This window comes from Phormidium yuhuli AB48 (genome assembly GCF_023983615.1).
In the GTDB taxonomy this organism is placed as follows: Bacteria; Cyanobacteriota; Cyanobacteriia; order Cyanobacteriales; family Geitlerinemataceae; genus Sodalinema; species Sodalinema yuhuli.
On sequence record NZ_CP098611.1, the window covers coordinates 72,460 to 88,836 of the forward strand.

Here is a 16,377-nt window from a genome sequence, read left to right on the forward strand (position 1 = left end):
GACACCCAGTTTCTCCCGCATCTGTTTAGCGAACCCGACCTAAGTCCCACTCGCTAAACAGATACGAGGGGTGGGTTATGCCTTCTTCCCCCTTTTGCCTAATTTACCCTTGCTTCTCCTCCTTCTAAACCGAGGGATTCTAGCATTTCGTTGTCTTTTTCTGGGGGTTGCCCCATGGTGGTCAGATAATGACCAATTAACATCGCATTGAGTCCTGATTTGAGTCCTAGGGCCTGTAACTCACCCATGACGGCTTCCCGTCCGCCGGCATAGCGGAGAATGCGGGTGGGGAGGATGAGACGGAAAATGGCGATCGCCTTCAAGGCTTCATAGGGATCAAGCCGATCGCGATCGCCCAGAGGGGTTCCTTCCCGAGGATTGAGTAAATTCAGGGGAATCGACTCCACTTCCAACTCTCGCAGGGCAAAGGCTAAATCTAGGCGATCGCCCCAAGACTCTCCCATCCCTAAAATGCCCCCAGTACAGGCTTGAATCCCGGCGGCCTTGAGGTGTTTCACCGTCTCTACGCGATCGCGCCAACTGTGGGTACTGACAATCTCGGGGAAAAAGTTCTCTGAAGCTTCTAAATTATGGTTATAGCGCGTCACCCCAGCCTCAGCCAAGCGTTGAGCCTGTTCGGGAGTCACTTCACCCAAGGCACAACAGGGTTTAATACTCGTTTCGGCAATGATACGGCGGACGGTTTCTAAAACTTGCTCAAACTCTTGAGATTTGGGACTGCTATATTTAGGCCCACGACCTTGAGATACCAAACAAAAGCGTTTCGCCCCCGCCAGTTCCGCTGACTTGGCCTGGGCTAAAATCTCCTCTGGGGACTTCAAGCCATAAATGGGGGAATCTTCACCGGGATGATGGGCAGACTGGGAACAAAAGCCGCAGTTTTCCGAACAACTGCCCGATTTAACATTGACAATACTGCATAAATCCACCACATTGCCGCAGCATTCCTGGCGGACGCGATCGGCAGCAGCACAAAGAAGGAGGATGTTCTCCGTTCCCTCAATCTCCGTTAACTGCTGTGCCGTTTCCCGGTCGAGGGACTCACCCGCAATAAGGCGATCAGCCAATTGATTTAACCAGACCTCCAACGCCGGGCGATCGCCCCCAGACTCAGGGGGACACATCGGGGTTGAATCAGTTTTCGTCAGGGGGGTATGAACCACAGTCAATCTCTCCATGCAGCGCGATCAGCTCCCAATAGGGGCATTGCCGATTCTACCATTGATATCCTCGGCAACCCCCCGCTGACGCTGGATACATTTCGATACAAACTGCCGAAACCCCTCTCAGCGGAAGCTTAGATACAGCCTTCACTCCCCCACTCCTGGGGCCCTCGACCCTGTTGACAGCGGAACTGTTGTCCCACCCAAACCACCTCCCAATTCTGATCAGGACGTTGGGGGTCCCAGGTCATCTCAATGCGATAGCGCATACTATTGACTGAATCATCGGGTAGACCCATCATCGTATGTTTGATCACCGCTGTGTCCGAGGGGGGTGGGCCACCATAATCAATCATCACCGTTTCCTCGGCCCGTCCTTCCAGGGAAACGGGACGACTGAGGATGAGTCCCATGAGCGATCGCGGGTTTAGCTGGTCTTCCATTTGGTCCAGTTGATTACCCTCTATGAACTGGGACAAGTCCATCTCTCGATACTCCGAGCGATCGCCCCTGATTCCGTCCTCGGCGGCGTCTGACTCCGCTTCCGTCGCATTCACCGGAGTCTCGGGGGTCGGATCTTGAGCGATGTCCTGCACCTGATTACAGGCTAATTGACTCACCGCCAATAATGCTACGACTGCCCAATGCTTAACCATCATCAACAAGTCCTCACGTAAAGTTGTCTTGATGGGCCCTACAGTCGCTGTGACGGGAATTCCGCAAACTTGGGTGAGGGACAAACGGCTAGACTGAGGCAATAGCCGGGGTTTCAAGATTTTTTAATGCCGCCGCAGCCGCCTCAAAATTAAAGGGAAACGGCAGCTTTAGAGGACGATAATCTCGGGGGTGGGGGTCGGCGTGCCGCAGAACCGCATTGACCAAAACACAGGGGTCATCGCTGAGATTAATCGCCCCATGAGGAACACCCGGAGGAATCTGCACCACCTGGGGCTGTTGCTCACTCAGGGCAATATAGTCATAGCGACGATTCTGTAACACCACCAGCACCAAACTGCCCCGAACCACCAGTAACTGGTCGGTTTGACCATGATGGACAAACAAATCATCAACCGTCTGAGGGGCCACCTCAACCAACATCGTCTCGTGGCTGGATTGAGGGGTGTAGAACTGAGCCATCCCCCCCTGAAAGGAGTCCAAGGTGCGGATTTCGACCTGTCGTACCAGAGCCATAGGTCAGAACTCTCCTGGGTTGATTTTGTGCTACTTCTCATTGTAGCGCCCTATTTTTAAACTTTTGTGACAACCATCACAAAAAACGCACAAAACATGATATAGGTCACAACAGAAATCTTAGCCTCGCCGCCAGACCTTGACCGTCCCATCAGCCGTTCCACTGACGATCGCCCCCCCATCGGGACTCACCGCCACCGCCATCACCGCATCCCCCCCATCACAGAAAGAGGCGATCGCCCCCTGCTGTTCCAGACTCCAGAGTTTCACCGTCCCATCAGAACTGCCACTGACCACCGTATCCCCATCAGGACAAACCCGCAGCGTCGTCACCGAACCCCGATGGCCCTCAAACACCCCTTGTAACTCCCCAGTCGCCAGATCCCAAACCCGCAGCTTATGGTCACGACTGCCACTCACCAGGCGAGTTCCCCCCGCCGCAAAAGCGATGGCATTCACCGGGACCGACATCTCCGTCAACAGGCGATCGCGCTGAAACTGTCCCGTCTCCCCATCAAAGGACCAAACCACAATCGAGCCATCGGCCCCCGCACTCACCAACCCCGTCCCATCGGGGGTAAAGCGAACCGCCTCCACCCGTCCTTGGTCCACCACCGCGCGATCGCACAGCGTCGTGGTCATGCGGCGACGTTTCGGAGACAGCCGCACCTGCCAAACCTGTAAATACGCCTCAAACCAACTACTGACAATAAACCGGCCATCGGGACTCATCGAGAGCGATCGCACCGATCCCGCCTCCTCCGTCTCATCCGTGAGCGTATCCCCCAAAAACAAACTGCCATCCCAAGGTTTCTTAGCCGTTGGACGAAACTGGCGTAGGCCCTGAATATCCCATAACTTTACCGTCTTATCCCAACTGCCACTGGCCAACAACGACCCATCCTGACTGAGCGTTAAACTACAAACCGGACTCTCATGCTCCGTCAGGACCCCAATCAACTCCCCAGTTTTCAGATACCACACCGGAATCGTCTTATCAAAACTCGCCGCAATTAACAGTTCCCCATCGGGCGTAATCAACAAATCACTAATCCAATCCTGACAATCTTCCAGGGTAAACAAACAATGCCAAACCTGTTGCGGGAGTCCCGGGGCCGCCGCCGGGGGTTGAAAATCTGGCAGGCCCACTTCCGTCACTGCTGGCGGTTCCACCTCACCCTCTGACGCCGTCTCAACCGCCACCTGCGGACGGTTAATCTTATGAGAAATCGTCTGTGACCGCTCCCGAACTGGCTCAGGTCTCGGCTTGGTCGGCGGGGGTGTCACCCCCTTCTCTAGAGGTAACGATGGGGCCATCGAGCGATCGCGCTTCTCCGAGCGTCGTTCAATGGAAAACATAGGCACTGGCGTTGGCGTCACCCGCTCTGAGACCGCTGCTGTCGGCGTCTCTCGCGGCGTAGGAAAGGGCAAATCTAAGGAACTCGTCCCCGGCTTGCGAGTTTGCCCCGAGACATCCACCCCTGTCTCCGCCGTCTCTTCCCCAAGACCAACCTCCTCCGGTAGCGGCATCTCCTGAACCTGAATCGGGACCTCAATGGGAATCGTTGTTTGCCATTGCTGTCGTAACTGGCTCAACTCCCGAGAGACCTGAGTTAAACGATGCTCCAACCCATCCAAGCGTTGAGGAACCGGAGAATGATTCAGATAATCAATCGTATCGGCCAACGTCCGGTGTAACTGGTCATATCGCCCCTGAAGCTGCTGCAACTGCTGAGCCATCCCGGGTGATTCCCCCCGGGCCGAGGCTGCCACATCTAACGGCTGGGGTGAAGGAGGACGAGACCCCGGAGAGGTCGGGTTGGCCTCCAGTTGCTGGCGGTACAGCACATCAAACTCCTGAGCCACCTGATCCTGTAACTGGATAATCGCCGTCATCGCCTGCTGACTCAGCATGACTTCCAAGCGACGGCGATTGATTAAATTCAACAACAGGGACAGGGACAGGGGAACCCCAGCAAAGACAATCCGACTGGACACCGCCGCCACCAGCGTTCCGATGACAGCACTCACCCAACAGAGATATTCAGCAACTTCAAGTTGATTCGGCGATCGCATCAGCAGCAGAAAATGACGACGGAGCGGAAGCAGCAGCAAAAACTGCTCCTATCTTCGCATTTTGCCTGACCCTTACCACAGGCGATCGCACAATTCCCAGCTAGCCAACCCCCTAAAATCGAGCTAAACCCATCAACTTGAGGGGATTAGCCGACCCCAAAAAAAATCGCCTACACTAATAAAAGAGAATTTTTTGGACTATCCCCTCCCCGGTCATCATTAAGTCCGATTCGTCCCATCATTCCCCATGATCCATGAGTCCCCTAACCTCCCTGTCCATTCCCTCCCCTGCCATGCTCCACGATCGCCTACGTCCCGAGATTCGCGCCCTACAACCCCAACTCGTTCAATGGCGGCGACATCTCCACCAACGACCGGAATTAGGCTTCCAAGAACAACTCACCAGTGACTTTATCGCCAAAAAACTCAGGGAGTGGGGCATTGACTACCAAGACGGAATCGCCAAAACCGGTATTGTCGCTGTGATTGACGGCCAGCAACCAGGCCCCGTCCTGGGGATTCGGGCCGACATGGATGCCCTTCCCATCCAAGAAGAAAACGAGGTTCCCTATAAATCCCGTCATGACGGCAAAATGCACGCCTGTGGCCATGATGGTCATACCGCTATTGCCCTGGGAACCGCCTATTACCTCAGCCAACATCGGGACTTTCCCGGAACCGTGAAACTAATTTTTCAACCGGCCGAAGAGGGGCCCGGCGGTGCTAAACCTATGATTGAAGCCGGAGTGCTGAAAAATCCTGATGTGGATGCAATTGTCGGACTCCATCTCTGGAATAACCTGCCCCTAGGGACCGTAGGGGTTCGTCCAGGAGCCTTGATGGGAGCCGTGGAACTGTTCCGGGCTAAGATTCTGGGCAAAGGGGGTCATGGAGCCATGCCCCATCAAACCGTGGATGCGATCGTCGTGGGGGCCCAGGTTGTTAACGCGCTCCAAGCCATTGTTGCCCGCAATGTCGATCCCATCAACGCTGCCGTCGTCACCGTCGGCGAGTTTCACAGTGGTTCTGCTTTGAATGTTATTGCTGATACAGCGGAATTGGGGGGAACTGTACGTTACTTTAAACCAGAATATGCTGGCTTTTTCGGTCGTCGCATCGAAGAAACCCTAGCTGGAGTCACCCAGGCCTATGGGGCACGTTATCAACTCAACTATTGGGAATTGTATCCCGCCACTATCAACGACCCTCAGATGGCAAAACTGGTGGGTTCTGTTGCTGAGCGTGTCATTGAAACCCCAGCCGGGGTAGTTCCCAACTGTCAGACGATGGGGGGAGAGGACATGTCCTTTTTCCTGCAAGCTGTCCCCGGTTGTTACTTCTTTCTCGGTTCTGCCAACCCTGACAAACGCCTCCACTACCCCCATCACCATCCCCGCTTCGACTTCGATGAAACCGCCTTGGCTATGGGGGTGGAGATATTTGTCCGTTGTCTGGAGAAGTTTTTGGAAGACGGCGGCTACCCGTCTTAATGAGTCACCTCTTGTACATCTGCTGTCCGACCGTCAAGTTGAGTCTGAATACAGGGAATTTCTAGTACAAATTCCGTGCCCTGTCCGGGATATGAGGAACAAACGAGAGAGCCATCATGTTTATCGACCACAATGGAGTAGGCGATCGCCAGGCCCATTCCTGTCCCCTTACCAATAGGTTTTGTCGTAAAAAAGGGATTAAAAATCTTCTCCCGTACCGACTCCTCAATCCCCGCTCCGTTATCGGCGATGGAGATACGAACGCGGTTGTCAGAAATCTTGGAGGTAGTAATGGTGATCCTTGTCGCTTCAGCACTATCACGTTTGACGTCCAGGGCATCGATGGCATTAGCCAAGAGATTCATAAACACCTGATTGAGTTGCCCAGAATAGCATTCCACTTCTGGTAGGTCTCCATAATTTCGTACAATTTCAATGGCAGGGCTGCTAGAACGAACTTTAATTCGGTTATGGAGAATCATCAACGTGGTATCAATGCCATCATGAATATCCACCTGCTTCAACTCGGCTTCATCAATCCGGGAAAACTTGCGTAAACTCAGAACAATTTCTCGAATGCGCTCAGCGCCGACTTGCATCGATTTTAGAAGTTTTGGCAAATCTTCAATCAAGAAATCTAACTCCAACTCCTGTAAGGTCTCCTGTAACTCCTCATCAGGGTCAGGATATTTATCCTGATAGGTTTGGATAATTTCCAATAAACTTGCGATGTACTCATTGGCATGGCTCAGGTTACCAAAAATGAAATTCACTGGGTTGTTAATTTCATGGGCTACTCCAGCCACCAGCTGCCCCAAGCTCGACATTTTTTCGCTCTGAATCAACTGAACTTGAGCTGTTTGTAACTCTTGAATCGCCTGATTGAGTTTAGCGGTTCGTTCAGTGACTCGTTGTTCTAGTAATGAGTTTTGCTCAGCCAACTCCTGCCCAATAAAATAGAGCCTGAGATGAAGGCGAACCCGAGCTAATACCTCTTCCTGCTGAAATGGTTTTGTGATGTAGTCAACAGCCCCCAAGGACAGTCCCTTAACCTTATCCACAGTATCAGCTAAAGCACTGGTGAAGATGATAGGAATATCTTTAGTTTGAGGATTATCCTTGATTCGACGGCAGGTTTCAAAGCCATCAATTCCCGGCATCATAATATCCAGCAAAATCAAATGAGGGGGGGCGTAGTTAACCTTATCGATGGCACTGTAGCCATCTTGAGCGACTAAAACCTCAAACCCCGAACTGTCCAAGAAGTCGGATAAAACATCCAAGTTAGCAGGGTTGTCATCAACGATCAGAATAGTTCCGTGGTCAAGCTGTTGTGAGTTCATACCGAGCTAAATACTATTAAGTGGTAGAAGAGGACTTAGAATGATTAACAACCGGTGGCATCCAGTCGGTGAATCGTTCTGGCGTAACCAAGAAACTCACCGCCTCTTCGGGGGGAAGTGGGGGAGAGAACAAATAGCCCTGGGCCAGTTCACAGCCCATGGCCCGTATAAGGGCTAACTGCATGGGGGTTTCAACCCCTTCAGCAACGGCATCCATACCCAGGGCATGGGCTAGGGTGATAATGGTATGAACGATCTCATTGCCATTATCGGCGATACCATTCGACTTCTCTTGTAAACGAGCAACAAAGGCTTTGTCAATCTTTAGGGTGTCAACCGGGAACTCGTGCAGGCGGCTTAAAGATGAGTATTCCGTGCCGAAATCATCGATACAGAGGGATAAGCCCAATTCTTGAAGCTGACGCAGGATGTCAAATACTTGGGCATTACTTTGCAGCAAACAGGTTTCTGTGATTTCGAGTTTGATACAGCCTTTCGGGAGCTGTACTCTCTTTAGGGTAGTTTCAATAAATTCAACGAGCTGGGGCTGCATCAATTGAATGGTTGACAAGTTGACATTTAAACTCAAATCTTTGAGATCAGGAAATTGCGATCGCCAATGAGATAACTGTCGACAAGACTCAAGAAAAACCCAACTTCCTAATTGATGAATCAAGCCAATTTCTTCACTAATTGGTATAAAACTAACTGGAGAAATCAATCCTTTTTGGGGATGATGCCAACGCAAGAGGGCTTCAAAGCCTTGGATGGTTCCAGTCTTGAGACAAATAAGGGGTTGATAGCATAACTTAAATTCATTAATAACATCACGGGTGATTGACTCAAAATTTTCCCAGTCTTGCTGAAGTACAATGCCATGTTCCACAGCATGACGTAACTCATTTTCTAACTCTAGGCGCAATTGAGCTCGCGCTTGCATTGTAGGATTAAAAATGGCATATCGACCCCGTCCCTCATGTTTGGCTTGATACATGGCAATGTCCGCATCTCGCAAGATGTCTTCATAATTGGAGTAATTTGATTTTTTTAAAGCAATGCCAATACTCGCATTCGTAAAAACTTCATAATTTTGGGATAAGTAAAACGGTAAGGAAAACTGCTTTTGAACTCGTCGCGTTATTTTTAATACTTCCTCTAGGTCAGACACATTTTCCAAAAGAATAACGAACTCATCTCCTCCTAAACGAGAGACAGTACGTAGCCCCGGATTAAAACAGTCATGGTTGATAACATCCCAGTTTTGAGAGGTATGCTCAACGGCATCAAGAAGCCGTTGAGCCACCGCTTTTAATAAGGCATCTCCAGCTAAGTGACCGAGACTATCATTGATGACTTTGAAGCGATCGAGGTCAAGAAATAAGACAGCAAACTCTGACGCATGTTCTGAATCGTTAATTAGATGATTAAGGCGATTCATTAACCACACGCGATTAGTTAATCCCGTCAAAGAATCATGTAAGGCATCATAGGCAAGCTGCTGTTCCCGTTTTTCTAGCTCTTGTTGAGTTGTTTGTAGTTGATTAATGGTCTCTTGTAACTCATGGGTGCGATCGTCCACAAGCTTTTCTAATTGCTGATTCTGAGAGGTGAGAGAGTCTGTTAGACTGCGTAGTTCTAGATGGAGTTGGACTCGCGATAAAACAACATCTTCGTAAAAAGGTTTAGGAATATAGTCAACAGCACCTAATTCTAGTCCCAGAACTTGATGCTCAATATCTGATAATGCCGTCATGAAAATGATAGGAATTGCCGCTGTTGCTGAATTATCCTTCAGCCGGCGACAGGTTTCAAAGCCATCAATTCCTGGCATCATGACATCTAAACAAATCAGGGCAGGAGGTGCATACTGGGCTCGTTCAATTGCACTTTCACCATCCCGGGCAACTAAGACTTCATACCCATACCGCTCTAAAAGGTTTGAGAGAACCTCTAAATTTGCGGGATCATCATCCACAATTAAAATCGATTGGGTAGTTGTAGAAATTGCATTCATCAGGACTTTTAGTTTAGGATCGATTGAGTAACTGCAAAATAGCTTTATCTTGATACCTACGAGCCAGTTGTTTCAGATGTTTTGAAAACTGTTGTAAATCTGGATTCTCCTTGACCAACTCATCCGTTGTCTCTAGCAATCGTTTGAGGCTGCCACGTTTTGCCAAATGTATCAGCTGATCAAGTTGTTTGGGATCAGGAAAAATCATGAATTGTGACTCTGCCATGGGTGTAACGCCATCGGTATTATCGAGGTTGGGCTGAGTTGACTCATATACCCATTCCAAATTGAGATACTTGTCGATTTTGTTTAACATCAGCTCCGTATTAATAGGTTTACAAAGAAATTCGTCACAGCCCGCCGCAAAACTGCGATCGCGCTCTTGAATCAAGGTACTTGCGGAGGTTGCAATAATTGGAATCCCAGCTAAAGCCTCATGGGCGCGCACCTGACGGATTAACTCGAAGCCATCCATTCCCGACATTACCAAATCCGTGATGATCAAGTCTGGCTGCTGTTCAATCGCCATGGTCAGGGCCTGTTGTCCGTCCTCAGCTTCGTGAATCTCAAACCCCAAATCTGTTAAAAGTTGCACCAGGGTCAAACGATTCACCGAGGTATCATCGGCAATCAGAAGATGACGACGAAGACCGCGATAGCCCTGACGCACTGCCAAGTTCCCAGGTTCCTGCCCCTTTTCGGGCCACCTAGAGGCTTGGGGTAGCCAGATCTCAAACCAAAAACAACTCCCCTGGCCCAACTCACTCTCAACGGTTAAGGTTCCCCCCATCCGATGGACAATTTTTTGGCTAATGGTCAAGCCTAACCCAGTTCCCTCAGAGCGGTAAGCGGGATCACTGACTTGTTCAAACGGTAGAAAGATACGAGAGACGTGTTCCGAGCTCATACCGATTCCCGTGTCCTGAACCGAAAAGCGAATTTGACAGCGATCGCCCGTGGCTGGAGAAGCCCGCTGCACCAGGGAAATCTTAAAGGTAACAGCTCCGCGTTCCGTAAACTTAATGGCATTGCCCAATACATTAATCAAAACCTGACGCAGACGTTTAGAATCCCCAATCACCCCCTGGGGTAATTCCGGGTCTTTCACACAAACAAAGTCTAATTGCTTCTGTACGGCCTTGAGGTGAAACATCTGTACCACCGTTTCCAGGAAGCTACTGAGGGCAAAGGGATTGTCCACCAGGGTCATTCGTTGGGCTTCTAGCTTGGAAAAATCGAGAATATCCTCAATCAGCGTCAACAAATGAGTCCCACATTGATGAATGACCTGTATCCCATTGGCTAGGGCTGGGGGTAAATTCTCATGACGCTTGAAAATTTGGGTATAGCCAAGAATTCCATTGAGGGGCGTGCGCAACTCATGACTCATATTAGAAATAAACTCACTCTTGGCCCGGTTTGCCAAGTCTGCCGCTTCTTTTGCCTGTCGCAATTCCACTTCAACCCGTTTACGTTCCGTTGAATCAGTCCCCACCCCAAGAATCTCAGACAAACTGCCATCGGGGTTCAGCAGGGCTTGATTGGCCCAGAGAACCCAGACGAGAGTTCCATCGCGGCAGATATGGGAATCCTCCCGGGTCGTCCGACCATCGGGATTATCCTGTAACTCTTGAGCAAACTCTTGCCACTTAAACGTTGTACCGGTTTTGGGTACGAGAATCGAGATGGACTGCCCCAGTAACTCGTTCTTCCCATAGCCAAAAAAGGTTTCCCCATAACTATTGATGAAGGTAATGTCGCCCTCAAGGTTCCAGCGCAGGATAATCGAGTTGGCTGTTTCCACCAACGTCCGGTATTGTTCTTCTCGCTGCCGTAGTTCGAGTTCTGCTCGTTTGCGATCGGTGATATCCCGGATAGCGGCCTGGATGATGGTATGACCCTCCACCTCAATAGCACTCAGACAGACTTCACTTACAAATACGATGCCATCGAGTCGCTGATGAACCCACTCAAAGCGTTGGGGTCCATGTTGAAAGACCCGGTCAATCCAGTTTCGCGCGGCGTCCTCAGAGGACTGACCATCAGGCTGATAAGGCGGTGATAGGCCCCAAGGGGTTAGACCATAAAACTCATCTTTATTCGCCACACCGAACAAGGCCAAGGCCGCGTTGTTACAATCATTAAACCGTCCCTCTTGTAAAAGGGCGATCGCCTCCTGAGTGCCCTCAGCCAAGAGACGATAGCGGGTTTCCGAGCGATGCAATTGGGCCGCAATGGCTTGTCGTTCCTTGACTTCTTGCTCCAGTTCCCGGGTTCGTTCGGTGACGGTGGCTTCTAAGTACAGGTGCGATCGCTCTAAATCCTCACTCATCAGATTAAACGAATCGGCCAAGTCCGCCACTTCTTGGGGTTGCCGCACCTGGACCCGCCGCGACAAGTTTCCCCCAGCTACATCCCGAGCCGCTTGCTGTAACCGTTTTACTGGGGCAGCAATCCAATGAGATACCCACCAGCCTAGGCCTCCTGCTACTGCGATCGCCGCCAGACAAATGATCAGGGTCTGACGACTACTCCCGTCCAAATGGCCTAAAAACCGAGATTCGGGAATCCCCGTTACTAAGAACCAATCGACTCCCCCATTCATCTTAAAAGGAGTGATCTCCACAAAATGAGGGGCATCTCGTAAGGGTAACCGTAAGCTGTACCTGCCCTGAAGCTGATCCCAAGCCCCAAACTCCGTCTCCACCGCTTCCGCAATCCCTTGAATAAAGCGAAACCGACTCTCTCGGGCTCGAGTTTGCGATCGCATCTCCTGAAAAAACTGCTCCTGGCCTGGACTCCCTTCCGCCAAGGATGTTGCCAACAGGTGTCCCTGACGATTCACAAGAAAGGCCTCTGCCCCATAGCTCATATGATCGTGAGTGAGCAACTGATTGAGAGTACTCAATTCCAGAGCCGTCACCATCACCCCCAAGGGATTCTCCCGAGATCCCACTACTTCCGAAAAGGTGATCAGAGAGTTGAGGGGCAATGTTGGAGCAAAGACAACCTCATCCCAACCCGATTCGCCTCGACGTAAGGCATTTTTATAACTCATAATCCCCTGAGGGTTGAACGTCGTCAGAGTTTCCTCCTCTCGAATCTCTTGGCCTAGCTGATCCACCCAAATGGCCCGTAACCGACCATTCCGTTTTTGTAAGGTCAGACTCTCAGCCCCCCGACTTCCCAGGACGGCCATCGTATCGCCATTGGTATTGATAAAGCCGATAGCAGATATCAGAGGAAACGTCTGTAGCTGATGCCACAAAAGAGCCTCAATATAATCCACAGAGGCCGGATCAAGCAGTTGGCTTTCGAGATAACGGCGGTTCAAGTTAGAGACTTGGATCAGTTGTTTGAGATGGGTTTCGAGATCGTGAAGCACCGTCTCACTCATCTGTTGTTGATGGGATTGAGCCATCGACTCACCGGCTAAGCGGCTGTTACGAGCAATCAGCCATCCCGTTAAGCCAACCGCCAAGGCAATTTGTAACGCAAACGGGGCCACTAACACCGCCCGCAGGGGAATTCCGCGACGGGGCTGACGCAGGCGAGCGCGGCGCATGGGGGCAAGGAAGTCCGTGGACTTGGGGGAGAGTTTCATCGTAGGAGAGTCAGCCTTGGCACAAACGTCAGATGTGGAACACTGGAACTAGACCTAGGATTGAGTCTGCGAGGGAGTAGCCCTCCGGGTCTCACAGGTCATTAGAAATCCCTTAGAGTAGATGTCTTCCCAAGCTGAGTGACCTCAGCTTTATAATTTACTCCCACTATACCCCCCTTAGACAGAGACTCAATCCTACGAGTCTAACTCTTTACATTTGACTTAGCGTTTGGCCGTGGAGGTCATCTCAACTGATCCAATAGTTGACCTAACATTTATTCGAGTAGTTGTCAAAAATACCTAAGTTACCAACCCCAACTCCCCTGAATCCCTTTGAAGGGTCCGACAATCTCTTGAGTAATCCAACCGCCGTAAAAGTCACCAGGCTGGGCGTCAACTTGTTCGCCGCGTACATAACAGGCATCCATTTGACTGGCATAAAAACTCACATAACCAGCAATGGCCGCAAATTCCGGAACCGGATTCGGGTAATACCAAGCCGCCTCTCGTGCCACGTTATCCCCCACCTGAACGGTGTAGTAGCGACAAGCCCCCTTCCACTCACAAAAGGTTTGCCGAGGGGAAGATTTTAAAACGTCCATCTGAATATCTTCCGGGGGAAAATAATAAACGGGAGGGTGGCTGGTTTCTAAGACGCGGTAGGCGTTTTCTGTGTCGGCGATTACCTGATCATTAAAGACAATCCAGAGACGGCCGGAAACCGGTTCTAAGCGAGGGGGACGGGGATAATCCCAGACGGATTCTTGTCCCGGTTTCGGTTCAATGCGTTGGGGTCGATTCAACATGAGAGGGCTTCCTGAGGGTCTATTGCACTCTAATTAGGGTAACCAGTCTCATGAGAAATCGCTAGGAGGGAAGCGTTTTCTAGGCGATCGCCGTCTTTCCGGCTAAATAATCCCGCAGTTGTTGTTCATGATCATGACAGAGACAGTCGTAGGGAATCTCCGAGGGATGAAAGGCCCGCACCCCGAGAACCTCCTGAGTATCCTGGGGGTTAAACTCCCCCGTCACCTGGGCCGTCACCACAATAGAAATCGAGTGAATCCGAGGATCGCGATCGGGATGAGAATACACCCCCACTAAACGCCCCAATTGATGCAACTGCAACCCTGTTTCCTCATAGAGTTCTCGCCGCGCCGCCGTCGGGATATCCTCTCCCCAATCAATAATCCCCCCAGGAAGCCCCCAACGGCCCGTATCCCGCCGTTGAATCAACACCAATTTCCCGGCATCCTCCCCCTCAATCAACTCCGCCACCACCGTTGTTCCCGTAATTGGGTGACGAAAAACGATTCCCATGACTGTTTTTACATACCGCCAAATTTGCTGTGCCAACATGAGTTTAATACTTGGGTTTTAGTTATTGATTCTTCGCAACAGCTCTTCAGTCCGCTCAACCCATTGCAGTTGTTGTTGAGCCTGATAGCGATCGCGGGCATATTCTAAGACCTCTCGGGCTTGGGAAGCGTTCCCCCGTTGTAGAAACACCAAACCCGCCCCATAATACGCATTAGCATAACCCGGATTCGCCTCCCGGGAAGCCCGAAACGCTGTTAGGGCCCCATCCAAATCCCCTTCTGATAGTAAAATTGCCCCCAATTGATAATGAGCTTCTGCATAATTTTGATTCAGAGAAATTGCTTGACGTAATGCCGATTTTGCTCGGCGAATTTGACCCTGTTCAATGTAAATTAGAGCTGCATAATAGTGGGGTTCTGGAGCATTATCGGTGTGACGTTGTGCCAAGCGAAAGGCAGATAAGGCTTCATCGGAGTTTCCTTCTTGATAGTGTAAGAGACCCAAATTATAATGAGCGAACCCCAAGCGAGGATCGAGGGCGATCGCCCGTTCCAAATACTGACGGGCCCGAGGGAGATTATTGGCCTCTAACAGCACGGCCCCGAGATTCCCATGAGCCAAAGCAAACCCCGAATCCGTCTGCACCGCCCGTAAAAACGCCTCCGCTGCCTGTTGTAGCTCCCCAGACTGACGCAACGCCAGTCCGAGATTATAGTACCCTGGAGAAAACTCCGGATCGAGTCGAACCGCCTCCCGGAAAGCGGCGATCGCCCCAGAGAGATCATCCCGTTGCACCAACTGCAACCCTCGATTCAACTCCCGTTCAGCGGCAGAATCGAGAGGAGAGGAGGAAAAATCCTGAGCAATGCCCGGTAACCCTCCCGGTGGCCAGCCCCCAGCCAACCCTCCCAGCAGAGCGATCGCCCCCAACAGCAAAACCCCTCGTTGTCCTAATCGTCCCCACAGCATCAGCAAACCTCCCCAAGCATCAGATCCAACCTCAATTCTAGCCCCTCCCCCCTCTTGCCTCTTTTGCCTTTTGCCTTTTGCCTTTTGCCTTCTCCCCCATGACCAGTCCCTTTGATCGCGCCATGATGCAGCGTTGTCTCACCCTTGCCCGTCGGGCCCAGGGACAAACCGCCCCTAACCCCATGGTGGGGGCAGTCATCGTACAAGAGGGAGTCATCGTTGGCGAAGGCTTCCATCCCGGGGCCGGCCAGCCTCACGCCGAAGTCTTCGCCCTACGACAAGCGGGCGATCGCGCCCGGGGGGCCACCATCTACGTCAGCCTCGAACCCTGCAACCACTACGGACGCACTCCCCCCTGTTCCGAAGCCCTCATCGAAGCCCAAGTTAGCAACGTCATCATCGGCACCATAGACCCCAACCCCAAAGTCGGCGGTGGCGGAATCGCTCGCCTAAAAGACGCCGGCATCAAGGTCAGCGTCGGGGTAGAAGAAGCCGACTGTCGCCGTCTCAACGAAGCCTTCTTCCACCGCATCACCCATAAACGTCCCTTCGGCATCCTCAAATATGCCATGACCCTGGACGGCAAAATTGCCAGTCAGGGCGGCCATAGTGCCTGGGTCACCGGAACCCCAGCCCGGCAACGGGTGCATCAACTTCGGGGTAACTGTGACGCCATTATTGTAGGAGGGAACACGGTTCGCAACGACAACCCCCATCTGACCTGTCATAACCACGCTGCCAAAAATCCCCTACGAGTCGTCATGAGTCGTCGCCTGGACCTGCCCCCAGATGCCCGGCTTTGGGATGTCCGGGAAGCCCCCACCCTCGTGGCTACCGAAAGCGGCGTCAAGCCAGAATTTCAAGATCAATTGCGCGATCGCGGGGTCGAGGTCATCGCCTATCCCCAACTCACCCCCAGCGTCGTCATGGCGGATCTCTATGAACGGGGCATGATGACTGTTCTTTGGGAATGTGGAGGCGTGTTAGCGGCCCGGGCCCTATCTGAAGGAATGGTTCAGAAAGTCATGGCCTTCATCGCCCCCAAACTCATCGGCGGCGATTCTGCCCCAACCCCCCTAGCTGATTTAGGCTTCACTCAGATGACTGAGGCCCTCCCCCTCCAGCATTGCCAATGGCATCCCATTGGTGAGGATTTGCTATTAGAGGGCTATCTTTGAAGGCAAGA

At 51.6% G+C, this 16,377-nt stretch carries 12 protein-coding genes and 1 pseudogene; 2 read left to right on the top strand and 11 right to left on the bottom strand.

What is annotated here, in order from left to right; all coding sequences use genetic code 11:
- Positions 1–98: 98 nt before the first annotated feature.
- The 4 genes from bioB to NEA10_RS00270 form a co-directional block, all read right to left on the bottom strand.
- Positions 99–1,145, bottom strand: coding sequence for a biotin synthase BioB (bioB, locus tag NEA10_RS00255; RefSeq protein ID WP_252665233.1), 1,047 nt, complete (start codon positions 1,143–1,145; stop codon positions 99–101).
- Positions 1,146–1,318: 173 nt separating this feature from the next.
- Positions 1,319–1,843, bottom strand: a complete 525-nt coding sequence (locus NEA10_RS00260) for a hypothetical protein (protein WP_252663242.1) — start codon at positions 1,841–1,843, stop codon at positions 1,319–1,321.
- A gap of 85 nt (positions 1,844–1,928) precedes the next feature.
- The gene (locus NEA10_RS00265) at positions 1,929–2,375 is read right to left on the bottom strand and encodes a cupin domain-containing protein (protein ID WP_252663243.1); all 447 of its coding nucleotides are present in this window, start codon (positions 2,373–2,375) and stop codon (positions 1,929–1,931) included.
- Positions 2,376–2,495: 120 nt separating this feature from the next.
- The gene (locus tag NEA10_RS00270) at positions 2,496–4,490 is read right to left on the bottom strand and encodes a WD40 repeat domain-containing protein (protein WP_252663244.1); all 1,995 of its coding nucleotides are present in this window, start codon (positions 4,488–4,490) and stop codon (positions 2,496–2,498) included.
- Between the two features lie 215 nt (positions 4,491–4,705).
- On the opposite strand from NEA10_RS00270, the gene NEA10_RS00275 reads away from it, so the two are divergent.
- Positions 4,706–5,941, top strand: coding sequence for a M20 metallopeptidase family protein (locus NEA10_RS00275; protein ID WP_252663245.1), 1,236 nt, complete (start codon positions 4,706–4,708; stop codon positions 5,939–5,941).
- Here the strand turns inward: NEA10_RS00275 and NEA10_RS21040 are convergent.
- The 7 genes and pseudogenes from NEA10_RS21040 to NEA10_RS00305 form a co-directional block, all read right to left on the bottom strand.
- Complete coding sequence (locus NEA10_RS21040; protein WP_374111884.1) at positions 5,938–6,768, bottom strand: sensor histidine kinase; 831 nt, start codon at positions 6,766–6,768, stop codon at positions 5,938–5,940. The genes NEA10_RS00275 and NEA10_RS21040 overlap by 4 nt on opposite strands.
- Before the next feature lie 129 nt (positions 6,769–6,897).
- Positions 6,898–7,284, bottom strand: a pseudogene (locus NEA10_RS21045) (response regulator); the annotation flags it as partial.
- Positions 7,285–7,300: 16 nt separating this feature from the next.
- Positions 7,301–9,298 carry a putative bifunctional diguanylate cyclase/phosphodiesterase gene (locus NEA10_RS00285; protein ID WP_252663247.1) on the bottom strand — a complete coding sequence of 666 codons (1,998 nt, stop codon included), beginning with the start codon at positions 9,296–9,298 and terminating at the stop codon, positions 7,301–7,303.
- Positions 9,299–9,311: 13 nt separating this feature from the next.
- Positions 9,312–12,902, bottom strand: a complete 3,591-nt coding sequence (locus NEA10_RS00290) for a PAS domain S-box protein (RefSeq protein ID WP_252663248.1) — start codon at positions 12,900–12,902, stop codon at positions 9,312–9,314.
- Positions 12,903–13,207: 305 nt separating this feature from the next.
- Positions 13,208–13,708 carry a DUF427 domain-containing protein gene (locus NEA10_RS00295; RefSeq protein ID WP_252663249.1) on the bottom strand — a complete coding sequence of 167 codons (501 nt, stop codon included), beginning with the start codon at positions 13,706–13,708 and terminating at the stop codon, positions 13,208–13,210.
- 79 nt (positions 13,709–13,787) lie between these two features.
- Positions 13,788–14,261, bottom strand: a complete 474-nt coding sequence (locus NEA10_RS00300) for an NUDIX domain-containing protein (protein WP_252663250.1) — start codon at positions 14,259–14,261, stop codon at positions 13,788–13,790.
- An 18-nt stretch (positions 14,262–14,279) separates the two neighbouring features.
- Positions 14,280–15,191 (bottom strand): tetratricopeptide repeat protein, encoded by a 912-nt coding sequence (locus NEA10_RS00305; RefSeq protein ID WP_252663251.1) that lies wholly within the window; start codon positions 15,189–15,191, stop codon positions 14,280–14,282.
- A gap of 98 nt (positions 15,192–15,289) precedes the next feature.
- Here NEA10_RS00305 and ribD point away from each other — a divergent pair, with 98 nt between their 5' ends.
- Entirely contained in the window at positions 15,290–16,369 is a 1,080-nt protein-coding gene (gene ribD / locus NEA10_RS00310) for a bifunctional diaminohydroxyphosphoribosylaminopyrimidine deaminase/5-amino-6-(5-phosphoribosylamino)uracil reductase RibD (protein ID WP_252663252.1), read from the top strand.
- Positions 16,370–16,377: the final 8 nt, after the last annotated feature.

What these genes read in the sequence shown, in the direction of transcription:
- NEA10_RS00305 (WP_252663251.1), bottom strand. Translation starts at nt 15,191, where the DNA reads ATGCTGTGGGGACGATTAGGACAACGAGGGGTTTTGCTGTTGGGGGCG.
- NEA10_RS00295 (WP_252663249.1), bottom strand. Translation starts at nt 13,708, where the DNA reads ATGTTGAATCGACCCCAACGCATTGAACCGAAACCGGGACAAGAATCC.
- NEA10_RS00290 (WP_252663248.1), bottom strand. Translation starts at nt 12,902, where the DNA reads ATGAAACTCTCCCCCAAGTCCACGGACTTCCTTGCCCCCATGCGCCGC.
- ribD (WP_252663252.1), top strand. Translation starts at nt 15,290, where the DNA reads ATGACCAGTCCCTTTGATCGCGCCATGATGCAGCGTTGTCTCACCCTT.
- NEA10_RS00300 (WP_252663250.1), bottom strand. Translation starts at nt 14,261, where the DNA reads ATGTTGGCACAGCAAATTTGGCGGTATGTAAAAACAGTCATGGGAATC.
- NEA10_RS00285 (WP_252663247.1), bottom strand. Translation starts at nt 9,298, where the DNA reads ATGAATGCAATTTCTACAACTACCCAATCGATTTTAATTGTGGATGAT.
- NEA10_RS00275 (WP_252663245.1), top strand. Translation starts at nt 4,706, where the DNA reads ATGAGTCCCCTAACCTCCCTGTCCATTCCCTCCCCTGCCATGCTCCAC.
- bioB (WP_252665233.1), bottom strand. Translation starts at nt 1,145, where the DNA reads ATGTGTCCCCCTGAGTCTGGGGGCGATCGCCCGGCGTTGGAGGTCTGG.
- NEA10_RS00260 (WP_252663242.1), bottom strand. Translation starts at nt 1,843, where the DNA reads ATGATGGTTAAGCATTGGGCAGTCGTAGCATTATTGGCGGTGAGTCAA.
- NEA10_RS00265 (WP_252663243.1), bottom strand. Translation starts at nt 2,375, where the DNA reads ATGGCTCTGGTACGACAGGTCGAAATCCGCACCTTGGACTCCTTTCAG.
- NEA10_RS21040 (WP_374111884.1), bottom strand. Translation starts at nt 6,768, where the DNA reads ATGTCGAGCTTGGGGCAGCTGGTGGCTGGAGTAGCCCATGAAATTAAC.